A 22,406-nucleotide genomic window follows, 5' to 3' on the forward strand; every position below is an offset into this window, starting at 1 on the left:
TTTCCCTTTTAACGTAGAATAATAATGGTATACTTTTTATTATAATTATATAGAAGTTGGTTAATAAAGGAGAAGAATATGGGAATAATTGGGATTGATTTAGGAACATCAAATAGTTTGGTGTCATTTTGGGATGGAGAAGCCGTCCAATTGATCAAAAATCAATTTGGTCAAACACTCACACCCTCTGTTGTTGGTATCGATGATAATGGGGATATTTTGATTGGAGCAATCGCTAAAGAACGACTGATCAGTCATCCACAGCTAACTGCTGCAACCTTTAAACGATTTATGGGAACCGATAAACAGTATGATTTAGGAGAACATACTTTCACACCTGTGGAATTATCTTCTCTAGTCTTACGTAGTTTAAAAGAGGATGCCGAAGCCTTTTTGAAGCAGCCTTGTACGGAAGTGGTGATCAGTGTCCCTGCCTATTTTAATAATGTCCAGCGAGAAGCAACAGTAGAAGCAGCAAAATTAGCAGGTTTGACCGTACAAAATTTAATTAGTGAACCCACTGCTGCCGCAATGGCATATGGTTTCCATAAAGAAGCGGATCAATCGATTTTAGTCGTAGACTTGGGTGGTGGAACTTTCGACGTATCCTTACTCGAAATGTTTGACGGTATCATGCAAGTTGAAGCAATATCTGGTGATAATCACTTAGGCGGTGAAGATTTTACCCACGTTATTGTGCGAGATTGTCTAAGCGAACATAAACTGACCGGCACTGTTTTATCTGCCACAACACAGTCAGTTTTATATCAAAAAGCGGAATTATTAAAACATGCCCTGACGACACAAGAAGCAGGTTCATTTGAATTTGATTGGGAAGAACATACCTATTCTTATCAATTGAATCAAGAGCAATACAAGGTTCTTTGTGAACCATTGCTAGCAAGAATGAGACAACCGATTGGGCGTGTTTTAAACGATGGACAAATCACGATCCAAGATATCGATCAAGTCATTTTGATTGGTGGCGCTACGAAAAATTCAATCGTCCGCAACTATTTTGCCCGCTTGTTAAAAACCATCCCTTATACACAAATCAACCCTGATGAAGCGGTTGGTCATGGTGCAGGTATCCAAGCAGCATTAAAACAAGACCGTTCTATGGTCAATGAAATGATTTTAACAGATGTTTGTGCCCACACATTGGGCGTTGATTCTGTCAGTCAAACAAGTACCGGCTATATTGAAGGTGTTTTTTCTCCGATTATTGAGCGAAACACTACGATTCCTGTTAGTAAAATGAAAACTTTTTATACACTAAGAGACAACCAAGAACATGTGAATTTCGCTATTTATCAAGGTGAAAATCCAATGGCCAAAGATAATTTAAAAATTGGCGAATTGGAGATCAAGATTCCACGAGCACCAGAAAATACACCGATTGATTGTCGTTTTACTTATGACTCAAATGGTCTTTTGGAAGTTATTGTCACTGATCAAAGTGGTCATTCTAAACAGCTGATTATTGAAAGTGCACCAGGAAAACTGACTTCTGAGCAAATGGAAGAGAGTTTCGCAAAATTAAATGCACTAAAAGTTCATCCGCGAGACCGCGCTGAAAATCGTTTATTACTTGCTCGCTTAGAAAGACTTTATGCAGAAACGACTGGATTACAACGCGAACAAATCCAAGCTTTATTATTTCATTTTAGAAGCGTCTTAGAAAAACAAGAAGAGATTTTAACAAAAAGAACCGCTGCAGACGTTACCCAGCAATTAAATGAACTTGAAAAAGACTTGTGGCTATGAATCCTTGGCAACTATTAGGAATCACAGCAACTTCAAATAAACGTGCAATCAAACAAGCCTACGCTACTAAACTTAAACTGCTTGTACCTGATGAACAACCCGAAGAGTTTCAGCGTTTAAAAACAGCATTTGATTTAGCGTTGACTTTGGCAAAAAACGATAGTTTAATAGAAGATGATGCGTACAATTTATTTGCTGATATGTCTGATTCTTTTGAATCAGTTGCTCCCTCTATAGAGGATGATATGTACAATCATGAAGGACTTGTTTTCCCCGCTTCCCAAACAAAAAGCTCCTTTTCCGATGCGCTACAACAAATAATACGCTATGAGAATTATTTTGGAAATCTAGCTGTTTGGGAGAAATTAGTTGCCTCGATTAATGAATGGTCTATTGATGAATATATGCAAAATACGTATACGATTCAATTATTCTTGGTGGAAAACTATTCCTGTTTAGCGAGAGAAATCATTCGTTTCTTATTTAAAACATTTGATTTAACTAATTTAACGGATCATATTGGACAAGAACTCTTTGTTTCGAGTACATTTCTCTATTTAAAAAAAACAATTTATACTGTACCGCCCTTTTCTTTTCAACTTGCAGAAACTATTCCTGCCAACCTACGAAAACAGTATTTTACTTTACGTTTTGACATTTATCAGCTAATTGCGCAAAAACAAGGTTTCGCTGTAAATATTGAAGACCTGATAGCAAAATGTGCGGATCTATTTGCTGAGGATAGTGAACTTTGGAATCTTAAAATGATCGATTGGCTAGATAAGACAAATGGCTTGGTGGATACTTATGAATCTAAAGAATTAGTTGAAGATTTCATTACCCGTACGCAAACGATGAATGACAATCCCACAACCACTTTCTTGATTGCGTACTTCCAATTAGTAAAGGGTGACGCTAAAGATGATTCGATTTTCAATTGGAACAAAGAACAACTGACTCTCCCCGATGAATTATTTATTCTGATACTGGGTTCTATTTTCTTTCACAAAAAGGACTTTGTTCCTGCATTCAACCTCTGGAAACAACTCAGCTTGTCCAGGAAAATTGCCTTAAAAAAACAATTAGAGGACATCTCTCGTCATCTGCCTAGACAGGAAAAAAAGGAATATAGACAGATTAAGAAAGAAATTCGAAACGTTCAAAAGAAAAAGCATCCCGTTCTGTTGGCTCTTATGCAATTTTTTACTTTTCCAGTGATCATTGTCGCGTTTGCATTCCTTAGTAATGGAACATCTGATAACCATCTCCCTGATGAAACATTATCAGCGTCACAAGAGCACTATATGGAAGAGTTCAGCGAAACGAAACAACTCTACGATGGTCCTTTAGAAGAACAATTCGTTTATTATTTTTATGCCTCCAATGATCCTGAAGGCAAGCAATTATTTATTGATTCAACGGTTTATAATGATCAATTGAAAGAACGTTTAGAACATTATGTATACCAAGACACAAACAAGTACAGTGACATGTCTGCATTTAAATTCAAATCTGATGCGTTGAGCGATTCCGAAAACCAAAAAATTGCCGTTTACTACAAGGATGAATTCCTATGTATTTTGGTATTTGGGAAGTATAAAGTTCTTTTGGATGATATCTATGGAGATCAATGGCAACCACTTTCTGATGCGCAATTGGAAAGCATGTCTCGTTCCATACGCATAAATCCAGAAAGTACTACGACAATTTTTCTGAGAAAATTCCTATTTTCTGACAACAAACAACAAAATCTGTTAGAATACACTGACTACCTTTCAGAAAATATGAAAATAGTAATAGAAAACAACTTAAATGCACCCATTCCTGTAAATATGGAAAAAGGCTATCTATATCTCGTACGCGAACCCCAGGTGAAAATGATTGTTTCTGATTTAAATAAGAATGAAGAAAAATTGATTCTTACTTTTGATGAATCAGGCAGATTGGCACATGTTTTCGGCCCAAACTGGGAAGAAGTCGACGAAGAGATGATTCATTACTCCAATAGAGAAGCTTTTAAAAATATTTCTACTTTACTAGAAGAACCTGATTAATCACAAAGGATGTTTATATGAAAAAAAGAAACGTTTTACTGAAGTTCAGCTCTCTTGTTTTAGCACTAGGTTACCTTTCAGGCATTTTTACAGCCGTTAATGCCTATGCACAAGAAGATATTCTGACAGTCACTCAAAATGCTGGTTACCAGACAGATGAATTTTATAAGCCTAAAGCCTCAATCGTGATTGAAGCTCAAACTGGACAAGTCCTCTGGGCAGACAATCCTGATTTAAAATGGAACCCTGCCAGCATTGCTAAACTAATGTCTGTTTATTTAGTTTTTGAAGCAATGGAAAAAGGGCAATTTACTTTAAATACAATGGTTAAAGCCACAGAAAGCGATCAAGCGATTTCGCAAATCTATGAATTAAGTAACAATTCAATCGTTGCTGGTGTAGAATATCCCGTTAAGGACTTACTTTATGCCACACTCGTTCAATCATCAAATGTTGCCACTGTCATGTTAGCCAATCTTGTTACGGCGAATGACGAAGCAAAATTCATCCACATGATGAATGACAAAGCAAAAGAACTCGGCATGACCAATTCAACATTTTATAACTGTAGCGGTGCTGAAACAGGATCGTTCAATGGCTATTATAAGCCTGAAGGGATCGATCAAAATGCTGACAACGTAACGACTGCACGGGATTTAGCCATTTTGTCTTATCACTTACTAAAAAATTATCCTGATACTGTTACTTATACTAGTCCAACTCAAATTACGATCATGGAAAATACACCTTATGCAGAGGTTTTAGAGAATCATAATTATTCTTTACCTGGCTTAGCTTACGGCTATGAAGGTGCAGACGGTTTAAAAACAGGTTCTAGCCCCTCTGGTGGTTTTAATTATGCAGCGACAGCCAAACGAGAAGACACACGCCTGATCGAAGTCGTGTTAGGTGTAGGTGATTGGGAAGATCAAGAAGGAGAATTGCAGCGTCACGCGTTTGGTAATGCGATTTTTGATCAAGCTTTTGCTACTTATGAATACAAGAAATTACTCTCTAAAGGAAACAATACCATAAGCCAAGAAGAAGTCATTTTGGATCAAGATTTTTATGGTGTGATTCAACGAAATACTACACCTAACTTTAAACTATCTGCTGACAAAGTAGAGATGGAGACTGGTCTTACCGAAGTCTCACCAACAATCAAAGCTCCAAGTGTATCCTTTAAATATGCAAAAAAACTAAAGGCATTACAAAACTCTGCTCTCTTAAAAACTGGCAAGAAAAAAAATGTATTTTCGACCTTTTTTATTAACGGCTTGTTCATCATTTTAGGGCTCCTATTTCTTGCATTATCGAAACTCTTTAAAAAAGAACCGACATCAAATAAAAAAAATAAATTCAATCTCTTATTTATTTTAGGAATCTTGCTTGTTTTAGCAGGAATAGCTTCCAGCGTCTACACTGTTGTTATTGGCCCTTGGATCTAATAAAAAACAGCACCCTGAGCAAGGTGCTGTTTTTTTATTAGTCTATATTAATAACGAGTACATTTTATAAAATTCACACAAATAAGGGTTAGAAGGTTAAAAGGTAGTGATTCATTATTAAAAGATTATTTATTTTTTTTTAGTTGTTTGATTTCTTTTTCGATTTGATCGATTTGTTTACCTAAAGCTTTTTGTTCGTTTTTATCGCGTGATGATTTTTTCTTGTTCACTAATTCTTGTTTTTCTTGAATCAACGCATTGATTTTTGCTGCATTGTCTTCTCCTGGTGTTGATGGTGGTGTTGTATTATCAGTTGAACCACTTGTTGTATTTCCACTTTTCAGTGCTTGGATTTCACGTTCGATTTCGCTGATACGAAGTCCTAGTGCTTTTTGTTCTTGCCAATCAGTGCTCACTTTTTTCTTGTTGATCAATTCTTGTTTTTCTTGAATTAAAGCATTGATTTTTGAAGCTGTATCTTCACCTGGTGTTGTAGGTGTTGTTGTGCTTCCAGTTGAACCACCTTTTTTTAATACTTTGATTTCGCGTTCGATTTCGCCAATACGAATACCTAATGCTTTTTGCTCTTGTGGATCACGACTAACTTTTTTTCTATTGATCAATTCTTGTTTTTCTTGGATCAATGCATTGATTTTCGCTGTGTTATCTACTAATTGAGCTGAAGCAGCATGTGCTTGAGCTGAAGTCGCAACTAAACCTGTTCCTCCGATTGATAAAGCTAAACCAGCAACTACTGCACCTTTAATAAATTTGTTCATTATAAATTCCCCCAATTTTTTTATTCGAACACTACTGTTCATATGATAATAGTTCCGATACACAGATTATAACCACAGTTTCAAAAAAAGTAAACTATTATTTTATAAATAGTAGTATCAAATTTTTTGGAAATTATCGAAAAAAATGAAAATAACTGATATATCAAGGTTTACTGCCCTCTTTTTATCCAAAAAATACTTGCACAAAATAAAAAAAACTAACTTTCACGCTTTATTTCAAGCAGGAAAGTTAGTTTTTTAAGCTTCTTTAGGAACAATTTCTACATAGAACCTTTAAATACACTTGCATTTTTTACAAAATAATCGACTCCTGAATAAATCGTAAAGATCAAACAAATGTACAACATGATTTGATCTAACGGGAAGCCAATTGCTGCAAAAGGAATATTGTTGATGAACAATAATATAATTGCCACCATCTGTGTTGCTGTTTTTACTTTACCTGGCCACGCAGCAGCCATTACTTCGCCGCCCTCAACTAATAGTAAACGTAATCCTGTAACAGCTAGCTCTCTACAAACAATGATTGCCACTACCCAAGTAGGTGCTTTTTGTTGTCCAACTAAAACGATGAATGCTGTCATCACTAGCATTTTATCTGCTAATGGATCAGCAAACTTACCGAAGTTCGTTACTAAACCTCGTGCTCTAGCAATTTTTCCATCTAACCAATCGGTAATACTTGCCACTGCAAAAATGATTGCACCAACTAATTGCGTGACTGCTAATGATGTCCCTGCAACCGTGATTGTGCCCCAATCCATTGGGATGCTAACAACTGCAATAAAAATCGGAATCATAAATATTCTAATAACTGTTAATTTATTTGGTAAATTCAATGCTTGTTACCCCTCTCTTCTCTTACTCATTTTACGTTATCTCATAGAAGCTGTCACGAAAAAAGACAAATTTTTAATCTAAAAAACTTATTTCGCTAAGCTTTCCCTACTCTTAATAAATGAGCGAGAAAAATACTTGCGTCGACTTCTCCTCTATCGCAAATTTTTCTCGCTCCTATTATTATGAACAATTGTTTATTGTGGTTGTTGAGATTGTTCTGTTGATTCTGATTGTTGTGTTTGTGCATAAGCCAAACTCAAGTTGATATTTCTTGGTCCGATTCCAGTATTATTCGGATTAAATTGTGCTGTTTGGCCGTCTAATTTGAATTCCATATACTCAGATGCGCCTAAACTTATAACCACTTGCGTTGTTCCTGCAGGTATTTCGACTGATTTAGCTTGTCCAGGCTGAATCGTTTCTTGGTAAAAGTAGCCATGGTCATTATTCGCTTCAGTCGCAATATAGACACCGACCCAACATGGTCCTGTCACAGCATTAAACTCAAGTTTAGCTGGACTTGCTACATTTGTTGCGCTCATATTGACTGTTTGCCCAGACTCACCAATAAAACTCACTTCCGTTGGTGCCTTGGGTTCTGATGAAGAACTAGTCGAAGATTCTGTACTGCTTGAACTTGATACTGATGCTTGACTTGCTTCAGAACTTGATGATGACTCAGATTCTCTGATAATTTCAGAAGCAGGTGGTGTGATCATCGGTGCTGCTTGACGGTCTTGCCACGTAATGTAAAAAACAACAATTGCAATCGCTAATCCGATCAAAGAAAAAATAATTGCTGGCAAACTACGTATGAAGCGTTTTGTCGGACTATATTCATCGTACATTTGTGTTCGTGATTCATCTAGCGTTTCATATTGAATCGCTGTTTCTATGTCTTCAGGTTCGTCTATCCCATCATAAATTTCGACTAATTCGTTGCCATCTAATCCAACTGCACTTGCATACTGACGAATAAATGCGCGTACGTAAAAAGTCCCTGGCATAGAGTCAAAATCATTCTCTTCAATTGCTATCAAATAGCGCTTTTGTGTTTTAGTAATTTGCTGCAGTTCGTCTAATGACATATTTTGCTGCAGTCGTGCGTCTCTTAATTTTTTTCCTATATTTACGCTGGCCACTCGTCCATCTTCTCCAGTCTCTCTAATTTATCAGTTTTGCCTCTCTCGATCAGGCGATTTTAATTATGCAGTTTTCAGGTGATTAAGATAAATCATCTCTGAATAGATTCGTGTCTAACTGCGATTGGTATACGTCATTCATTGACTTTATTTTATGTAAAACGTTTGAGTGAAATAGCAAAACTTACTCAATCAAATAGTTAGTTATTTCTATGCACCCGACTATTCTAAGGATAACATAAAAAAATACTGATGAGGATAACAATTTTGAAAGTTTTAACTAAATATCGGACTTTTTTTATTTAACCTATCTCTCCTTGTAGCATCTGATGATTTTTCTCATAAACGAGGAAAATCATCAGCGTACAAGATCTCTTTTTATCAACTACCCTTGTCTATTTTTTACTTTTTTGGATACATGTAAAAACGGCTTAATCCATCTTTGTTGATAAAAGATTGTGCTAAATCTTTTATGTCAGTCAATTGGATGCTTTCAATCACTTCTGGTGTATCAAACAACGTTGTTTCTCCATAGAGTGATTGCGAAAATTGATTCGCAATATATTCTAGTGAATTTAATGATTGAAAATATTTTCCGATCATTTTTTTCTTTAATAGTGATAAATTATCCTCAGTTATTTCAGAACTTTCGTCCACAGTTAAAAGAATCTCCTCGATTCGTTCAGCTAATTGTTCAGGATGATCACTATCTCCACCAAAATCTGCAAAATGGAAGCTACGATCTAAATTAAATTCATACCCAAAACTATCATCCAGTAACCCTTCATTATACAAATTCAAATAGTTTTGTGACGTATTTCCAAATAGTAATTGGAATAATAGATTTGCTGTTGTTTTGTATTTAAGCAAAGCTTTTCCATCTGTAGGAACGTTATCTAAGCCCTTTAGACCCACAATAACTTTGGGACGACTTATCGCCATCGACAACGAACTCTCCTTAACGATATCTGTTGCTGTTTCATTTGGAAAATGACGTTTGATCGGTTCAGCTTTCGCAAATGTTTTAGCAGACTGATTCTTACGAATAAAGGCCATCATTTCTTCTGGCTCCATTTTACCGACAACAAATAACGTCATATTACTTGGGTGATAAAAGGTGTTGTAACAAGTATATAAATCTTCTGCAGTAATTTCAGCAATACTTTCCACAGTTCCTGCAATATCGATATGCAACGGATGTTTTGGATAAAGATTCCCTAATGTGCCAAAAAATAAGCGCCAGTTAGAATCATCTAAATACATTTGAATTTCTTGTCCGATGATCCCTTTTTCTTTTTCAACAGTTTCTTTTGTAAAGTAAGGTTCTTGAACAAAATCAAGTAAAGTTTCTAAGTTTTTCTCTACTTGATCCGTTGTAGAGAACAAGTAGCTTGTTTTTGTAAAACTTGTAAAGGCATTAGCTGAAGCTCCTTGTTTCCCAAATTGTTGGAACACGTCGCCATCTTCTTTTTCAAACATTTTATGCTCTAAGAAATGCGCAATACCATCTGGTACTTTCACAAACTCTTTTTCGCCTATCGGGACAAATTCGTTATCGATCGAACCATAGTTTGTTGTAAATAAGCCATAGGTTTTGTTGTATTCTTTTTTCGGTAGCAAATAAACAGTTAAGCCATTTTCTAAGACTTCTGTGTAGAGTACTTCATTGATTTGTGGATATTCTTTTTTATTCATCGCCTTTTTCTCCTTCCAAAAAGTAAATGGCTTGTAGTTGCACTAACTTAGCAACTCGCTGAACATCAGCTAATGTGACAGCTTCCATTCGGCGAATCCATTCATCATCTTTTAAACGAAGGTGAGGAATCAAATCGTTCAAATACTCATTTTCTAATACAGATCCTGCATTATCTAAAGAAAGTAAGTATTGATTTTTCAACATTGCTTTGGTTTGTTCAATTTCAAGATCTGTCACATTGCCTTTACGGATATTTTCTAATTCCACTGAAATCAAACGCAGAACTTGATTACGATTTTTACCATCAATCCCTGTTTGAACGCTTAAAAATCCACGGAATGTATCGATACTACTTGATGCATAGTAGGCTAAGTTTTCTTTTTCACGGACATTCATAAACAATTTAGAATGAGGAAACCCACCAAAGACACCATTGAAAATTTGTAATGCAAAATAATTTTCGTCGCCATAATACACATCTGTATGGTAGCCTAAATTCAATTTAGACTGCGCTAATGTTTCTTGTTCCGCACGTTCTTCGATCACATTTCTCGAAGGCTGCGTATAAAAAATATCCGCAATCCCAGATATACGATCTTCAAACGGCAAACGACTAAATAAAGCTGTGACTTCCGCTTCATCCACATCCCCAAGGACAAAAATATCCACTTGGTCTTCTCGCAACATTTGTTGGTGATACGCAGCAATACTTTCTGCAGTTTCTTTTTCTAAATCAGTAACGGTCCCAAAACTTGGCATTTTTTGATCTTCAGATTGGTTAAAGTATAAATTTTGCAAAGCTAAAGAAGAATAGACTTGCTTGTCTTCTGAAATACTTTCGTAATAGGCTTTTAGATTTTCTTTTTCACGTTGGAACGTTTCAGTTTCGAATTTTCCGTCAATAATATTAGGATAAAACAAAATTTCTTTTACAAAATCCGCAGCATCTGCTAAAACGTGACTCTCCCCTAAATACTTATCATTCACTAAGTTCATTGAGAGGTTCAACCAATGTAAATTTCCTTTTTTATTTACATTGATCCCAAAGCTAGCACCATATAATTCTGCTAACTTTTCACTTAGCTTCACTTGATCTGGGTAATTTAAACTATTCGTTTCTAATAGACTAGATAAAAGTGTTCGTTTCGTGATTGTTTCTTTATTCAAACGCGTATTAAAACGAACTAAAATACGCACTGTCTTATATTTTTCGGTTGGAACAACATGTAAGTTGACCCCTTGTGCTAATGCAATCGGCATCTTATCAGCTCCTCTTTGTTTTTCATCATAATAAAGCCCAGCTTGAAATACAATCATCTGGACGTTTTTAAATGTTTTTTTAAGATTTTCCGTATTCATTTAATTATAGCACAGCTCAACTGTCTTTCCTTGATGTAAGAGTCTTTCATTTTAATTTTTTCTAATTTTTCTGTATACTAAAATTGAGAAAGGGAGGTTAAACTTATGATCAAAGAATTTAAAGAATTTATTATGCGTGGAAATGTTCTTGATTTGGCCGTTGGGGTCGTGATCGGTTCTGCTTTTACTGCTATCGTGACACAGATCGTTAATGGCTTGATTACGCCTTTAGTTAGTTTAGTATTTGTATTGACTACTGGAGAAAAAAGTGCAGACGACGCATTGGGTGCCTTAGTGTTTCATGTAAAAGGCGTAGCGTTCAACATTGGCGATGTCATCAGTGCTCTTATTACATTTTTAATCACTGCCTTTGTGTTATTCCTAATCGTAAAAGCTGTTAACAAGATGAAAAAGAAACCGCAAGCTGAGGAAGAAGAAGTTTCAGGACCAACGACAGATGAATTGTTGGAGCAAATCCGTGATTTGTTGGCCGCTCAAACAACAACTGTCCCAAAAGATACAATTGAAAACAGTAAAAAATAGCCATTATTTACAACGCTAAATTGCGTATAACCTAACGTTCTCCAGTAAATCCTTAGGTATTTACTGGAGAACGTTTTTAATTAACAACATGTGAAAACATATTCATGACCTAAAATGTAATGTATACTAATAGAAAGCATACATTACGGAGGAAAAAAATGAAAAAGAAGCAGATTACGTCTAATTACCTTCTCTATATTCTTATTTTCGGGTTTATTTTGGAAATTATTTTGAAAGACAGTTATCCCCGTTTAGGAACACTTATTTTCAATTGTGTGTTAGGGATCACGTTCATAGTTAGCGGTTGGCGATGGGATTTAAAGAGAAGCTGGCTGGCTCGCATTGTATTTAGCTGCGGGGTTCTTTGGCTTGGCTATTTATTTCTATATTATGTAACGGGGTTCAATAATCATCCGTTTTAATTTCTATTTCTAACTAAAAAGAAAGCGGAACAAAAGTGTCTATCCCCTTTTGTTCCGCTTTCTTTTTAGTTTGTTTTTTTCATATCTACGTGAGGAATATCATCTTCTAAATAAACTTCAGAAATTCGCTCAAAACCAAACGAGCCATAAAAATCTGCTAAATGTGCTTGAGCGCCAATAACAATTGGTCGATTTGGGTACTTATCCTCAACTACTTTTAACGTTTTTGCTACAAGTTTTTGCCCTAATTTCTTGCCACGATAATCTGGATTGATCAATACTCTTCCAAACGTTACAGTATCTCCTTTATCAATGATTCGAGTGTAACCAATAATAGTTGTTCCCTCTTGTAGCCATGTATGCCATGCCCGCTCATCCGCTTCATCTACTTCTTGATAGGGACAGTTTTGTTCAACTACAAATACAGCGATTCTAAGCTTTACAATTTCTAAAAACTCTTTCGTTGTAAGGTCCGTAAACTCTTTTACATGATAATCCATTATATCCCTCCATCACTCGTTCGTTACATCTACACGTTGATTCTTTCTTCAAAACTCATTATAAAAACAATTGAATTCCATTCCAACTATTTAAAAGTAAAACAAGCAGAATTACGATTTGATACACTTGGGTTACTCGTTCAGATGAAATTCTACCACTGATCAGAGCTCCTACAAAACCACCCAAAATTGCTGCTGGCACTACGTAAAACAAGACAGACAAATCAAATCGTCCGAAACCTGTTACTTGTGCTATCGTAACTAATTTAGCTGCTTGTGAAAAGAAAATCGTGATGATCGAATACACAGTAGCTTCTTTGATTGCAATGCCAAAGCACAACATCAATAATGCTACGTTGATCGGTCCACCACCAATTCCTAGTAAAGTCGAAATAAATCCTAGAAACAGACCAACGATCACATACCATATAGGTTGAGTCAGCTCAAATGAACGCCCGTTACCAATCTTTGTATAAAAGTAGGCAAATAATAATGTTAAAATCGTCAAAATGATTTGGATCAATTGAACATACTTTTCCTCAGAAAACAACTGCAATAAAGACTCAAACACTGTATTTCCAGTAACTCCGCCTACTACTGAACCTATAGAAACAAATACAGCAATCGGAAATCGTAATTTCAACCCATTCTTCAGCTGTCTTAATGTAGAGACGATCGACATGGTGAACACAGCTACACTGGAATAAAAGGAAATAGCTGCTAATGAATGAAAATGCATTGTATCCAGTACTGGTTTTATAATTACTCCGCCACCCATGCCTGAAATTGCACCGACAGTATTGGCCAAAATAATAACAATAAAATAAATAATTCCTACATACACTATTTTCATCTCCTAAAAATAATCGATTCCTCTTTACCCTTTTCTCCGTCTAGCGAAATCAACAAATTTAAACTTGTCTAGTCTATGTCTAGACTCCGTGTATTCAAAACAACGGGTATCTTCTAAACTTACAACGCTACGAACAACAACGACATGGGTATCTTGGTGAATAGTCATTAATTCTTGATCGGCATCTGTTATAGGCTCTACTGTAATTTCTTTTTGAGCATAACTAATTGCTAAGCCTAAATCGTTTTCAAAATAATCGTAAATAGAATCTGCCGCCCGATCTTCAGGTAATTCTTGAACGATGTCTTTTAGCAAATAATCAATATCCACGATCACTACTTCACCATCGATTTCTCTTTGTCGGACTAAACGCCAAACAGCGCTATCTTTCTTCCATCCAGTTAGACGAGCCAAAGACTCACTCACTTTTTCCTCCTCTAGTTCCACAACCTTAGTGACACTATGTATTTGTTGTGCGCTCTGTAATTCCTTGTAGCTGATCACTCCAGATATTGGTAAATCAAACTTTCTAACATTTAAAACAATCGAACCTTTCCCTTGTTTCTTTTGGATATATCCAGCATTTATTAACAAATTCAACGCCTTACGGATTGTTTCTCTTGAAACAGAGTACTGTTCAACTAGCTGATTTTCACTTGGTAACAATGAGCCTGGTTGATAGTCACCTTCTAAAATACCTTTTTCAAGTTCTAAAAATATATCATGAAACTTATTCATGTCCACCCCTCCACCTTAGGATACTCAAAGAAAATGATAGCACATTCTGCCTTAAAAAAATAGCATTCTCAAAAAGCACGTTCTAAAATCAACACAATTCTTTTTGATTCTCTCACTTGTATTTATAAGACTTTCATACTATAATGAAAACGAAAACAACAACATGTCTATACAAGTTAAAAATAATCACAGTCAGGAGCCTTATAAATGAACTATCTATCATTAACCCTTAATCCAAATAGTTTAATGATCCAAGAAAAAAAGCAACAACGCATACTCTCAGAACAAACACTTCCCTTTTCAGCTTTTGACTTTCCAAAAACTGTTGAGGTTTTAGCTAGCCAAATCAAAGAGCAATTTCCAACTGCTCAAGGCTCTATTTTTAATGATATACCAATGGAATTTTATACTGAACATGCACAAGTATCACGATTAAATGCGAGTAGAGAAAATCTTATCAAACACTTTTCAGAATTAATAGGCTTTCCGATTCTTACGTCATCTGAACTTGCATCTTCCTCAGATTTAGTAGCAGCATTTGAGGAAAAAACAGCCTATTTAACGTGGAATCTAGATTATTTTGGCTATACGCCAGGAAAAGAAGAATATTCGGTTGAATCATTGCTAACAATCGGAAATGGTTTTATGGGCTTGCGTGGAACTATCCCTGAAATGACCCTTTCAAAAGATCATTACCCAGCAACTTATATCGCTGGCCTTTACAATGAAGAAAAATCAGAAGTTGCTGGTCAAATTGTTGAAAATGAAGACTTTGTCAACACGCCAAATAACCAGTTTATCAGTATTCGAGTAGACGGAACAGAAGAATGGTTGACTCTTGAGACAGCTACTTTACACTTGCTACACAGAAATTTAGACTTAAAAACAGGGCTATTTACCGCTCATATGATTATTGAAGATACTCAAAAACATCAATTAAAAATCACCGCCTATAAAGTAGTAAATATGGCTAAAAAGAACAATTATAGTATTAAATATTCGATTGAACCATTGAACTTTTCTAAAGATATCACAATTAAAACAACAACTGATGGTTCTGTATATAATTTCAATGTAGAAAGATATCGTAATTTGACTGCCAAACATTTCCATATCACACAACTACAAGCGCAAGAAAATAATGCAGTCATTCAAGTCCAAACCAACCATTCAAAAATAGATATCCAACAAACTTCCTATATTACTGGTAATTTTTTTGAGGCAAATACTATCAAAAATTCTATTGGTGATGAAATCATTGAACAAGAGGTTACTTTTACTGCGGAACAAAACAAGAGGTATACTTTTGAAAAGCATGTTCAAGTCAAGGCTTCTATAGCTGAAGAAAATTGGCATGAACACTTACTTCCAGCAACTTCTTTCGACGCAGAATTCGAGGAAAGCAAACAAGCTTGGGAAACACTATGGAACAAATCCGATATTCAAATCACAGGAGATTTGATGTCGCAAAAATTATTGCGAATCCACACATATCATTTGTTAGTCTCTGCTTCTCCATTTAACAATAACGACTTAGATGTTTCAGTAACTGCTCGTGGTTTGCACGGTGAAGCATACCGTGGTCATATCTTTTGGGACGAGATCTTCATCTTGCCGTTTTATATCTTGCATTTCCCACAAACGGCAAAACAACTTTTAATGTATCGCTATAATCGTTTAGGGAAAGCAAAAGAAAATGCTAAAGAAAGTCATTACGAAGGCGCTATGTATCCTTGGCAGTCTGGTCTTGACGGAAGCGAAGATACACAAAAACTCCATTTAAATCCGCTAAACGGCGAATGGGGTGAAGATCATAGTATTCTTCAACGCCATGTTTCATTAGCAATTGCGTATAATGTTTGGATGTATTGGAATAATTCTGGTGATGATACATTCATCAAAGAATATGGCGCAGAGATGCTGCTAGAAATCGCTAATTTTTGGCGTAGTGCAGCAACCTTTGATGAAACAACCCAACGTTACTATATCGACAAAGTCATGGGACCCGATGAATTCCATGAAGCATACCCTGATAGTCATGAAAGTGGTCTAAAAAATAATGCCTACACAAACCTGATGGTCGTTTGGCTATTTGAAGAATTAGAAAACATCCTTTCACTATTAAATACGCAAGAAAAAGCGGAATTATTTACGAAAACAGGAATCACGCAAGAAATTTTGAAACAAATGAATGACATTCGCAAACGACTATCGATTGAAGTCAACGATGAAGGGATCATCGCCCAATACGAAGGGTATTTTGATCTAAAAGAAATCGACTGGGAACAAGCGAAAGAAAAGTATGGCAATATTTATCGCATGGATCGTATCTTAAAAGCAGAAGGTCAATCGCCCGATGATTACAAAGTTTCTAAACAAGCAGATACGTTAATGCTGTTTTATAATTTAAACAAAGAAAAAATCGATGAGATATTAGAGGAACTTGGGTACGATTTACCTGAAGATTATCTTGAAAAAAATCTATTATACTATTTAAATAGAACGTCTCATGGGTCAACTTTATCCAGAATCGTCCATGCGCAATTAGCAGAAGAAGTGGCTTTTCATGATCTATCTTGGAAATTGTATCAAGAAGCTTTATACTCTGATTATCAAGATATTCAAGGAGGAACAACAGCTGAAGGAATCCATACTGGTGTAATGGCTGCGACAATTTATGTTACATTAACTACGTATGCTGGAATCGACATTAAAAAGAAACATCTAACGATTCAACCAAATTTACCAAAAAACTGGACTGATATGACGTTTAATATCGATCATAAAGGCATTCACTATCAGCTAACTGTTGGAAAACACTCTGTTCAAATTTTAGCCTCACAAGATACAATGGTCATTGTTAAAAATCAGTCTCATCAATTGACTGCACATAAAGAAACAACAATCAACTATTAGATAGGAGAATATACGTATGAAAAAAGGGTTTGTTTTCGATTTAGATGGTGTTATCACCGATACAGCTAAGTTCCACTATATTGCTTGGAAAGATTTAGCCAAAAATTTAGGTATCACCATTGATGAAGCCTTCAATGAGACTTTAAAAGGCATTAGCCGTATGGACTCCTTAGATAAAATTTTAACTTATGGAAACCGAGAAAATGATTTTACGTTGGCAGAGAAAGAAGCCTTGGCCCAAACAAAAAATGATGAATACGTCAAACTTTTAGCCGATCTTTCAGCCGAAGATTTATTACCAGGCGTGCACGACTTTTTAGTTCAAGCAAAAGAAAACAATATCCCGTGTGCTATTGCTTCAGCTTCTAAGAACGCGCCAATGATTTTAGAAAAATTAGGTGTACTTGATTTCTTTGGTCATATCGTTGATCCAGAAACACTAAAAAAAGGAAAACCTGATCCAGAAATTTTCGTAAAAGCCGCTGAAAGTATCAATGTTGAACCAAAAGACGCAATTGGTTTTGAAGATGCCCAAGCAGGGATTGAAGGAATTAAAGCAGCTGGAATGTATGCTGTAGGCATTTCTGAGACAGAAACATTATCTGGAGCTGATTTACAAGTAGCTTCTATGACTGAATTATCTGTTGAACAGTTCATGCATATTTAAAAAAGAACGAGAGATTGGGACAGAAGTGCTTAACTCCGAGAAATAAGAAGCCTTCAAATCTTAGTGCTTAGCACTTAGAATTTGATGTGATCGAAGCGAAGCGCAGTAGTTCCTTCTGCGCCCACCGTTTATTCGGACACTAAGAGCCTGAGACATAACTAAAAAAGTTATGTCTCAGGCTCTTTTTTTGTCGATCCATTGAACAAAAAATTCTTAAATCCACCAAATGTTACATTATAGTTTCAAAAACAAGTCTATTATGTTACAATATGATTACAAAAAAGGAATGGAGTTATAGAATAATGAAAAGGAAATTGTTTAGCGAACTATCACCTCTGACTTACAAAATCTCTGTGAAAAAGAATATTCTGCAAAGAAAACTACGAGACTTTATCCAAGATGAAAATCTTGCCCAAACGAAACAAATTGAACCTCTACCTGTATCCGTTTACAAACATACTTCTTTGATACACCGAAAATTAGGAAATACCGATTTGACATTGCAGGAAAATAAGGCAACGAATCTGCGAATTGCTGCACCTAAAGTATCACATATTTTAATCAAACCAAATGAATCTTTTTCTTTTTGGTACTTAGTAGGGAAATGTTCTACACGTAAAGGTTATAAAGATGGCGTAACGGTTTTTAATGATGCTGTTCGACCTGGTCTTGGTGGTGGTCTTTGCCAATTTACTAATTTGATTCATTGGATCATTCTCCATTCTCCGTTAGAAATCACTGAACATCATCACCATGATGGCTTAGATTTGTTTCCAGATTATGGGCGTAAAATTCCTTTTGGGACTGGGACATCGATCGTTTATAATTATTTAGATTACCGTTTTAAAAATAATACAAAAAATACGTATCAACTGATTATCTCAGTTAGTGAAACCCATCTTAATGGTGAACTTCGCTCAGACAATGAACAAATGAACAGCTACCATATTCGTGCTAAAAATGACTATTTTTCAAGGGAAAACGGACAGGTCTTCCGTAATGGTCAAATTTTTAGAAAATGTATCGATAAAAGAACAGGCAATTTAGTAGAAAATAAATTAATCAAAGAGAATCATGCGCGTGTGGTATATGACACAGAACATTTAGACATAAAAGAAACGCATTAATGGATTAGCCATTATATTACTTATAAATACAGACTAGAACAAACATGGAAGATACGTTCGTTCTAGTCTCTTTTTATTCGCTATGTTTTGATAATTTCTTCCACTTCCGTATCTTTGTACGAAAATTTGTAAATGGCGCTACGGTATTGATATGCACCCATTTATAGACGGGCCACATCGCTTTTGTCGTCGCCCAATCTCTTTGTCCAGGTTCAAATAACTCTTTATCGGAAAGTGTTTGAAGCCATTCACACAACTCGGTAACTGAATTATTTAACATTCTTCTTTGTTCAGTAAGGCTATACTTTCCATATGTTTCATAAAATGATTGGTAGAGTCCACCTAAATTATTCCATTTGTAACCTGGAGCAGGCGTTGTTACTACTTTCCCAGCCTTCTCATCTTTCTCCCATTGCAGGATCAGATTCACCCAGCCTAGCTGATACGATAGATTTTCAGAAGGTGTTTTATCTACTTCTTCAATTCGTTCATTTTTTAAGGTTTCAGGTACTTGTTCAAATTCTACGTCATACTTCTCGTATCTTTTTTTGATTTCTGCAATCAGTTCTTGCTTCGTTTCATATGTGCGCATGTTGGCGCTCCTTTCATTTCATCATTTATCCTTAGTTTAAACCTTGTCATACTGTCAAAGTCAAGTATACTGATAACAATCGATCAACTAATTTTAAGGAGCCAAAATATGTTTAAAATCAGCGAATTTTCCGAACTAACAAATATAAGTCCACGTATGCTACGTCACTATGATAAACTCAATCTATTAAAACCAACGAATGTCCAAAAGGAAAATGGCTATCGCTACTATACTCCAGAACAAATCAATCAGGCAAATCAAATTCTTTCACTTAAAAATGCTGGTTTTCCGTTGAAAGAGATCCAGTCATTTTTAAACGATGAATTTGATTTACATGATTATTTAGCTAAACAGCGAAATTCACTTGAACGGGACATCGCTGATAAAAAGCTGCAACTGACCTATTTAGCTTTACTGGAAAATAAATGTGCTGCCGACACAGTCGAAATAATAAATTATCCGATTGAATCAAAAATAATGGATGATACCTTTGTTCTTAGCTATCGCCAAAAAGTAGCGTCTTATTACCATGAAGAACAACTTTGGCAGACGCTATTCGCTAAAATCAGACCCCAAGATCAAACAACATTAGGCCAAGCGATCGCCATCTTCCATAATAGCTCACCAAATGTTATAGATATCGAAGTCATGATTGGTATTCCTAAAAAGCTCAAATCCATTTATCCTGAAGCAAAAGTATTTAGTCCTGGTCTGATTGCCTCTGTCGTGATTAGCGGTTCTTATGAAACGATACCTAAAATCCACACTGATATGGGTGAATGGCTGCAATTAAATTCCTACACACTATCAGGAAAATTATTTAATATTTATCATTCCAGCCCTGCTACAGAGGAGCACGAAGAATTGTTCATCACAGAAATTTGTTATCCAATAAAAAAGCAAAATGATTAAATACTAAGTTTATTCAAGACAATATCTCTTTGACGGTCGATTGTATATAACATGGGTTGGCTGTAGACATATATAAAATCATATTGTCTACCGACCTTGTTTCTATAGATATGTTTCGCTAATTCTTGAATACTTTTTTCATCTTCACCAAACACAAAAATGAATAGATTATTTTCTTTATACAGCTGATAATTACCGCTTTGAAGTTTTTCAACTTTGTTATCGTAGGCTTCAATCAAATTAAATAGCGAATGCCAGTTGGCTATTGAAATAGCAATCTTTTTCTCTGTATTGTCTGGTAAAGGTAAATCGATTTTAAGGACATCATTGCCATATCTTTCCTTGATGATGCCAAGAATTTTTTTATCATTGTGTACATTGATTCTATCTAGTTCTAACACTTTTAGCACACTTTCTTTTAAGGATTGAGTGACTTCCACACCAATATCATGTGTTGGATTTTGGATATCAGGTTTATCGATTAGGACTGCATCTTGGTACTTTTGGGGTTCTACCGACTGAAGGATTTCTAATGCTTTTCGTTCATCTGGTCGTTCCATAATAGCCATTTGATCACTCCTGTCCTTGCTTTGTCGTAGTCCTATTATACTACAGTTTAAACGAAATAAACTTAGCAACCGCCACGCAAAAAAGGCTGAACATCTGCTTCCTTTAGATGTTCAGCCTTTTGTCTTATTAATTTACTGATTCTTTCTTATACCAACCTACCACGGCTAAACCTAAAATCATCATGCCTATGATCCAAGTCATATTTGTACTCGTCTCATTTGTTGCTGGCAATTGTTTTCCTGTAGGTTTTGTTGTCCCAACAGGTTTAGTTGAACCTGTAGTTTTTTCTGAAATGGTTACTTTGATTACTTGTGCCATTTCTTTCATAGAAAAATCATAGCCTGGGTATTTTTCAGCCAGCTTTTTCATTGTTTCATCAGACCAGCTATACATAATCGTGACTTCGGTTGTCCCAGCTTTTAAGGCTTTCCATTTTCCTGTCGTGTCTACTTCTATGATAGTGGGGTCTTGAATAGACACTGTAAACAAGCCGGTAGTATCTTCGATTCCTTCAATTGGTTTCACCTTTAGTTGTCCAGTGTCTCCAACTTTTCCTTCAATAGAAGCACCCTCGATTGTTGGTGTAATATCTACTATCCCAACTGGTTTTACTTCTGCTTTGATCATAGTAGCAATATCAAGCCTCGTCAACGTACTACCCGGGTTTTTATCTTGAATCTCTTTCGTTGACTCAGCGGAAAGTTTGAAATCTAAAGTAAAGTCTACTGTTCCTGTTTTTAAGGCTTTCCACTTTCCAGTTGCATCTACAGAAATAATATCTTTAGCAGTATCTGGGATATAGGCTGTATATGTTCCTGTTGGATTAGACACACCACCCATAGGAGCTACTTTAAATTGGCCGGTATCTCCTATTTTTGCATTGATCGTTCCTACATTAAATTTAGGCGTGATATCTACAGACTTCTCTTCATCTGGGGTCACTTCTACAGCAACTTCCTGAGCGATATCTCTTTTGATCAATTGATGATTCGGGTATTTTTCTTGAATTTTTTTCATTGATTTGGCATCCCAATCAAAATCCAATGATGCTGTTGTTTTGCCTGCTTGCAATCCTTGCCATTGCCCTTGAGCATTGATTGAAAGGACGCTTTTATCTGCTACGGTTGCTTTGAATGTTCCTTTTAAGCCTGTCATGCCCTCAACTTGTTCAACTTCGATCGTTCCTTTATTACTAACTGTGGTTTTGATCTCATTGATTTTAAATTTCGGGGTAATATCGATTTCCTTTTTTTCTTCAATAGCCTTTGTTTTTGTTACAGACGTTTCAGTCGTTACACTTGCTTCACTTGCAGTGGTTGAACTTTCTTCTGTAGCAAATGCGGGCACCGAAAATGATAACAGTGTAGAACTAAACATGATTCCCAACATCAAGCCTTTTATTGTTTTCATCCTTTTCCTCCTAAAACTAACCTAACGAGCGTTTAAAGTTATATTTTTTT

20 protein-coding genes are annotated in these 22,406 nt (G+C 35.7%); 9 read left to right on the forward strand and 11 right to left on the reverse strand.

What is annotated here, in order from left to right; all coding sequences use genetic code 11:
• Positions 1 to 78 precede the first annotated feature (78 nt).
• From I586_RS12340 to I586_RS12350, 3 genes are read left to right on the forward strand one after another with little or no spacing between them, the layout of a single operon-like run.
• Entirely contained in the window at positions 79 to 1,767 is a 1,689-nt protein-coding gene (locus I586_RS12340; protein ID WP_010766473.1) for a molecular chaperone HscC, read from the forward strand.
• Positions 1,764 to 3,821 carry a hypothetical protein gene (locus tag I586_RS12345; protein WP_010766474.1) on the forward strand — a complete coding sequence of 686 codons (2,058 nt, stop codon included), beginning with the start codon at positions 1,764 to 1,766 and terminating at the stop codon, positions 3,819 to 3,821. Before I586_RS12340 ends, I586_RS12345 begins: the two co-directional genes overlap by 4 nt.
• 17 nt (positions 3,822 to 3,838) lie before the next feature.
• Entirely contained in the window at positions 3,839 to 5,269 is a 1,431-nt protein-coding gene (locus I586_RS12350) for a DUF1958 domain-containing protein (RefSeq protein WP_010766475.1), read from the forward strand.
• A gap of 125 nt (positions 5,270 to 5,394) precedes the next feature.
• Here the strand turns inward: I586_RS12350 and I586_RS12355 are convergent, their stop codons facing one another.
• The 5 genes from I586_RS12355 to yfmF form a co-directional block, all read right to left on the reverse strand.
• Entirely contained in the window at positions 5,395 to 6,048 is a 654-nt protein-coding gene (locus tag I586_RS12355) for a hypothetical protein (protein WP_010766476.1), read from the reverse strand.
• Between the two features lie 281 nt (positions 6,049 to 6,329).
• Entirely contained in the window at positions 6,330 to 6,908 is a 579-nt protein-coding gene (gene pgsA, locus I586_RS12360) for a CDP-diacylglycerol--glycerol-3-phosphate 3-phosphatidyltransferase (protein ID WP_010766477.1), read from the reverse strand.
• Between the two features lie 195 nt (positions 6,909 to 7,103).
• Complete coding sequence (locus I586_RS12365) at positions 7,104 to 8,051, reverse strand: helix-turn-helix domain-containing protein (protein ID WP_010766478.1); 948 nt, start codon at positions 8,049 to 8,051, stop codon at positions 7,104 to 7,106.
• A 402-nt stretch (positions 8,052 to 8,453) separates the two neighbouring features.
• Positions 8,454 to 9,746, reverse strand: a complete 1,293-nt coding sequence (yfmH, locus tag I586_RS12370; protein WP_010766479.1) for an EF-P 5-aminopentanol modification-associated protein YfmH — start codon at positions 9,744 to 9,746, stop codon at positions 8,454 to 8,456.
• A complete protein-coding gene (gene yfmF, locus I586_RS12375) occupies positions 9,739 to 11,007 on the reverse strand; it encodes an EF-P 5-aminopentanol modification-associated protein YfmF (RefSeq protein ID WP_034702532.1) in 1,269 nt (422 codons plus the stop codon). The genes yfmH and yfmF overlap by 8 nt, the downstream gene beginning before the upstream one ends.
• A gap of 204 nt (positions 11,008 to 11,211) precedes the next feature.
• On the opposite strand from yfmF, the gene mscL reads away from it, so the two are divergent.
• Positions 11,212 to 11,649, forward strand: coding sequence for a large conductance mechanosensitive channel protein MscL (gene mscL, locus I586_RS12380; protein ID WP_010766481.1), 438 nt, complete (start codon positions 11,212 to 11,214; stop codon positions 11,647 to 11,649).
• Positions 11,650 to 11,807: 158 nt separating this feature from the next.
• Positions 11,808 to 12,071, forward strand: coding sequence for a hypothetical protein (locus I586_RS12385; RefSeq protein WP_010766482.1), 264 nt, complete (start codon positions 11,808 to 11,810; stop codon positions 12,069 to 12,071).
• 65 nt (positions 12,072 to 12,136) lie between these two features.
• On the opposite strand, the gene I586_RS12390 is transcribed toward I586_RS12385, so the two are convergent.
• Genes I586_RS12390 through treR form a run of 3 tightly spaced genes read right to left on the reverse strand, consistent with a single transcriptional unit; the run spans position 12,137 to position 14,162 of the window.
• On the reverse strand, positions 12,137 to 12,571 hold the full coding sequence (locus I586_RS12390) for a GNAT family N-acetyltransferase (RefSeq protein WP_010766483.1): 435 nt from the start codon (positions 12,569 to 12,571) through the stop codon (positions 12,137 to 12,139).
• Positions 12,572 to 12,629: 58 nt separating this feature from the next.
• Positions 12,630 to 13,415: a sulfite exporter TauE/SafE family protein gene (locus I586_RS12395; RefSeq protein WP_010766484.1), complete on the reverse strand. Its 786-nt coding sequence runs from the start codon at positions 13,413 to 13,415 to the stop codon at positions 12,630 to 12,632.
• Positions 13,416 to 13,448: 33 nt separating this feature from the next.
• Positions 13,449 to 14,162 (reverse strand): trehalose operon repressor, encoded by a 714-nt coding sequence (treR, locus tag I586_RS12400; RefSeq protein ID WP_010766485.1) that lies wholly within the window; start codon positions 14,160 to 14,162, stop codon positions 13,449 to 13,451.
• Between the two features lie 207 nt (positions 14,163 to 14,369).
• Between treR and I586_RS12405 the strand changes: the two genes are divergently transcribed.
• The 3 genes from I586_RS12405 to I586_RS12415 all read left to right on the forward strand — a co-directional run bounded on the left by I586_RS12405 (position 14,370) and on the right by I586_RS12415 (position 18,872).
• Entirely contained in the window at positions 14,370 to 17,078 is a 2,709-nt protein-coding gene (locus tag I586_RS12405) for a glycoside hydrolase family 65 protein (RefSeq protein ID WP_010766486.1), read from the forward strand.
• Between the two features lie 16 nt (positions 17,079 to 17,094).
• Positions 17,095 to 17,745: a beta-phosphoglucomutase gene (pgmB, locus tag I586_RS12410; protein WP_010766487.1), complete on the forward strand. Its 651-nt coding sequence runs from the start codon at positions 17,095 to 17,097 to the stop codon at positions 17,743 to 17,745.
• A gap of 302 nt (positions 17,746 to 18,047) precedes the next feature.
• A complete protein-coding gene (locus I586_RS12415) occupies positions 18,048 to 18,872 on the forward strand; it encodes a VanW family protein (protein ID WP_010766488.1) in 825 nt (274 codons plus the stop codon).
• Between the two features lie 73 nt (positions 18,873 to 18,945).
• Here I586_RS12415 and I586_RS12420 read toward each other — a convergent pair whose 3' ends face one another.
• Positions 18,946 to 19,464, reverse strand: a complete 519-nt coding sequence (locus I586_RS12420; RefSeq protein ID WP_010766489.1) for a ClbS/DfsB family four-helix bundle protein — start codon at positions 19,462 to 19,464, stop codon at positions 18,946 to 18,948.
• Between the two features lie 108 nt (positions 19,465 to 19,572).
• Between I586_RS12420 and I586_RS12425 the strand changes: the two genes are divergently transcribed.
• Positions 19,573 to 20,376: a MerR family transcriptional regulator gene (locus tag I586_RS12425; RefSeq protein ID WP_010766490.1), complete on the forward strand. Its 804-nt coding sequence runs from the start codon at positions 19,573 to 19,575 to the stop codon at positions 20,374 to 20,376.
• On the opposite strand, the gene I586_RS12430 is transcribed toward I586_RS12425, so the two are convergent.
• Both I586_RS12430 and I586_RS12435 read right to left on the reverse strand, forming a co-directional pair.
• The gene (locus I586_RS12430) at positions 20,373 to 20,945 is read right to left on the reverse strand and encodes a hypothetical protein (RefSeq protein WP_010766491.1); all 573 of its coding nucleotides are present in this window, start codon (positions 20,943 to 20,945) and stop codon (positions 20,373 to 20,375) included. The two genes, I586_RS12425 and I586_RS12430, sit on opposite strands and share 4 nt — an antisense overlap.
• 127 nt (positions 20,946 to 21,072) lie before the next feature.
• Positions 21,073 to 22,356 carry an LPXTG cell wall anchor domain-containing protein gene (locus I586_RS12435; RefSeq protein WP_010766492.1) on the reverse strand — a complete coding sequence of 428 codons (1,284 nt, stop codon included), beginning with the start codon at positions 22,354 to 22,356 and terminating at the stop codon, positions 21,073 to 21,075.
• Between the last annotated feature and the right edge of the window lie 50 nt (positions 22,357 to 22,406).

The sequence above is a fragment of the Enterococcus moraviensis ATCC BAA-383 genome (genome assembly GCF_000407445.1).
GTDB classification, from domain to species: Bacteria; Bacillota; Bacilli; order Lactobacillales; family Enterococcaceae; genus Enterococcus_L; species Enterococcus_L moraviensis.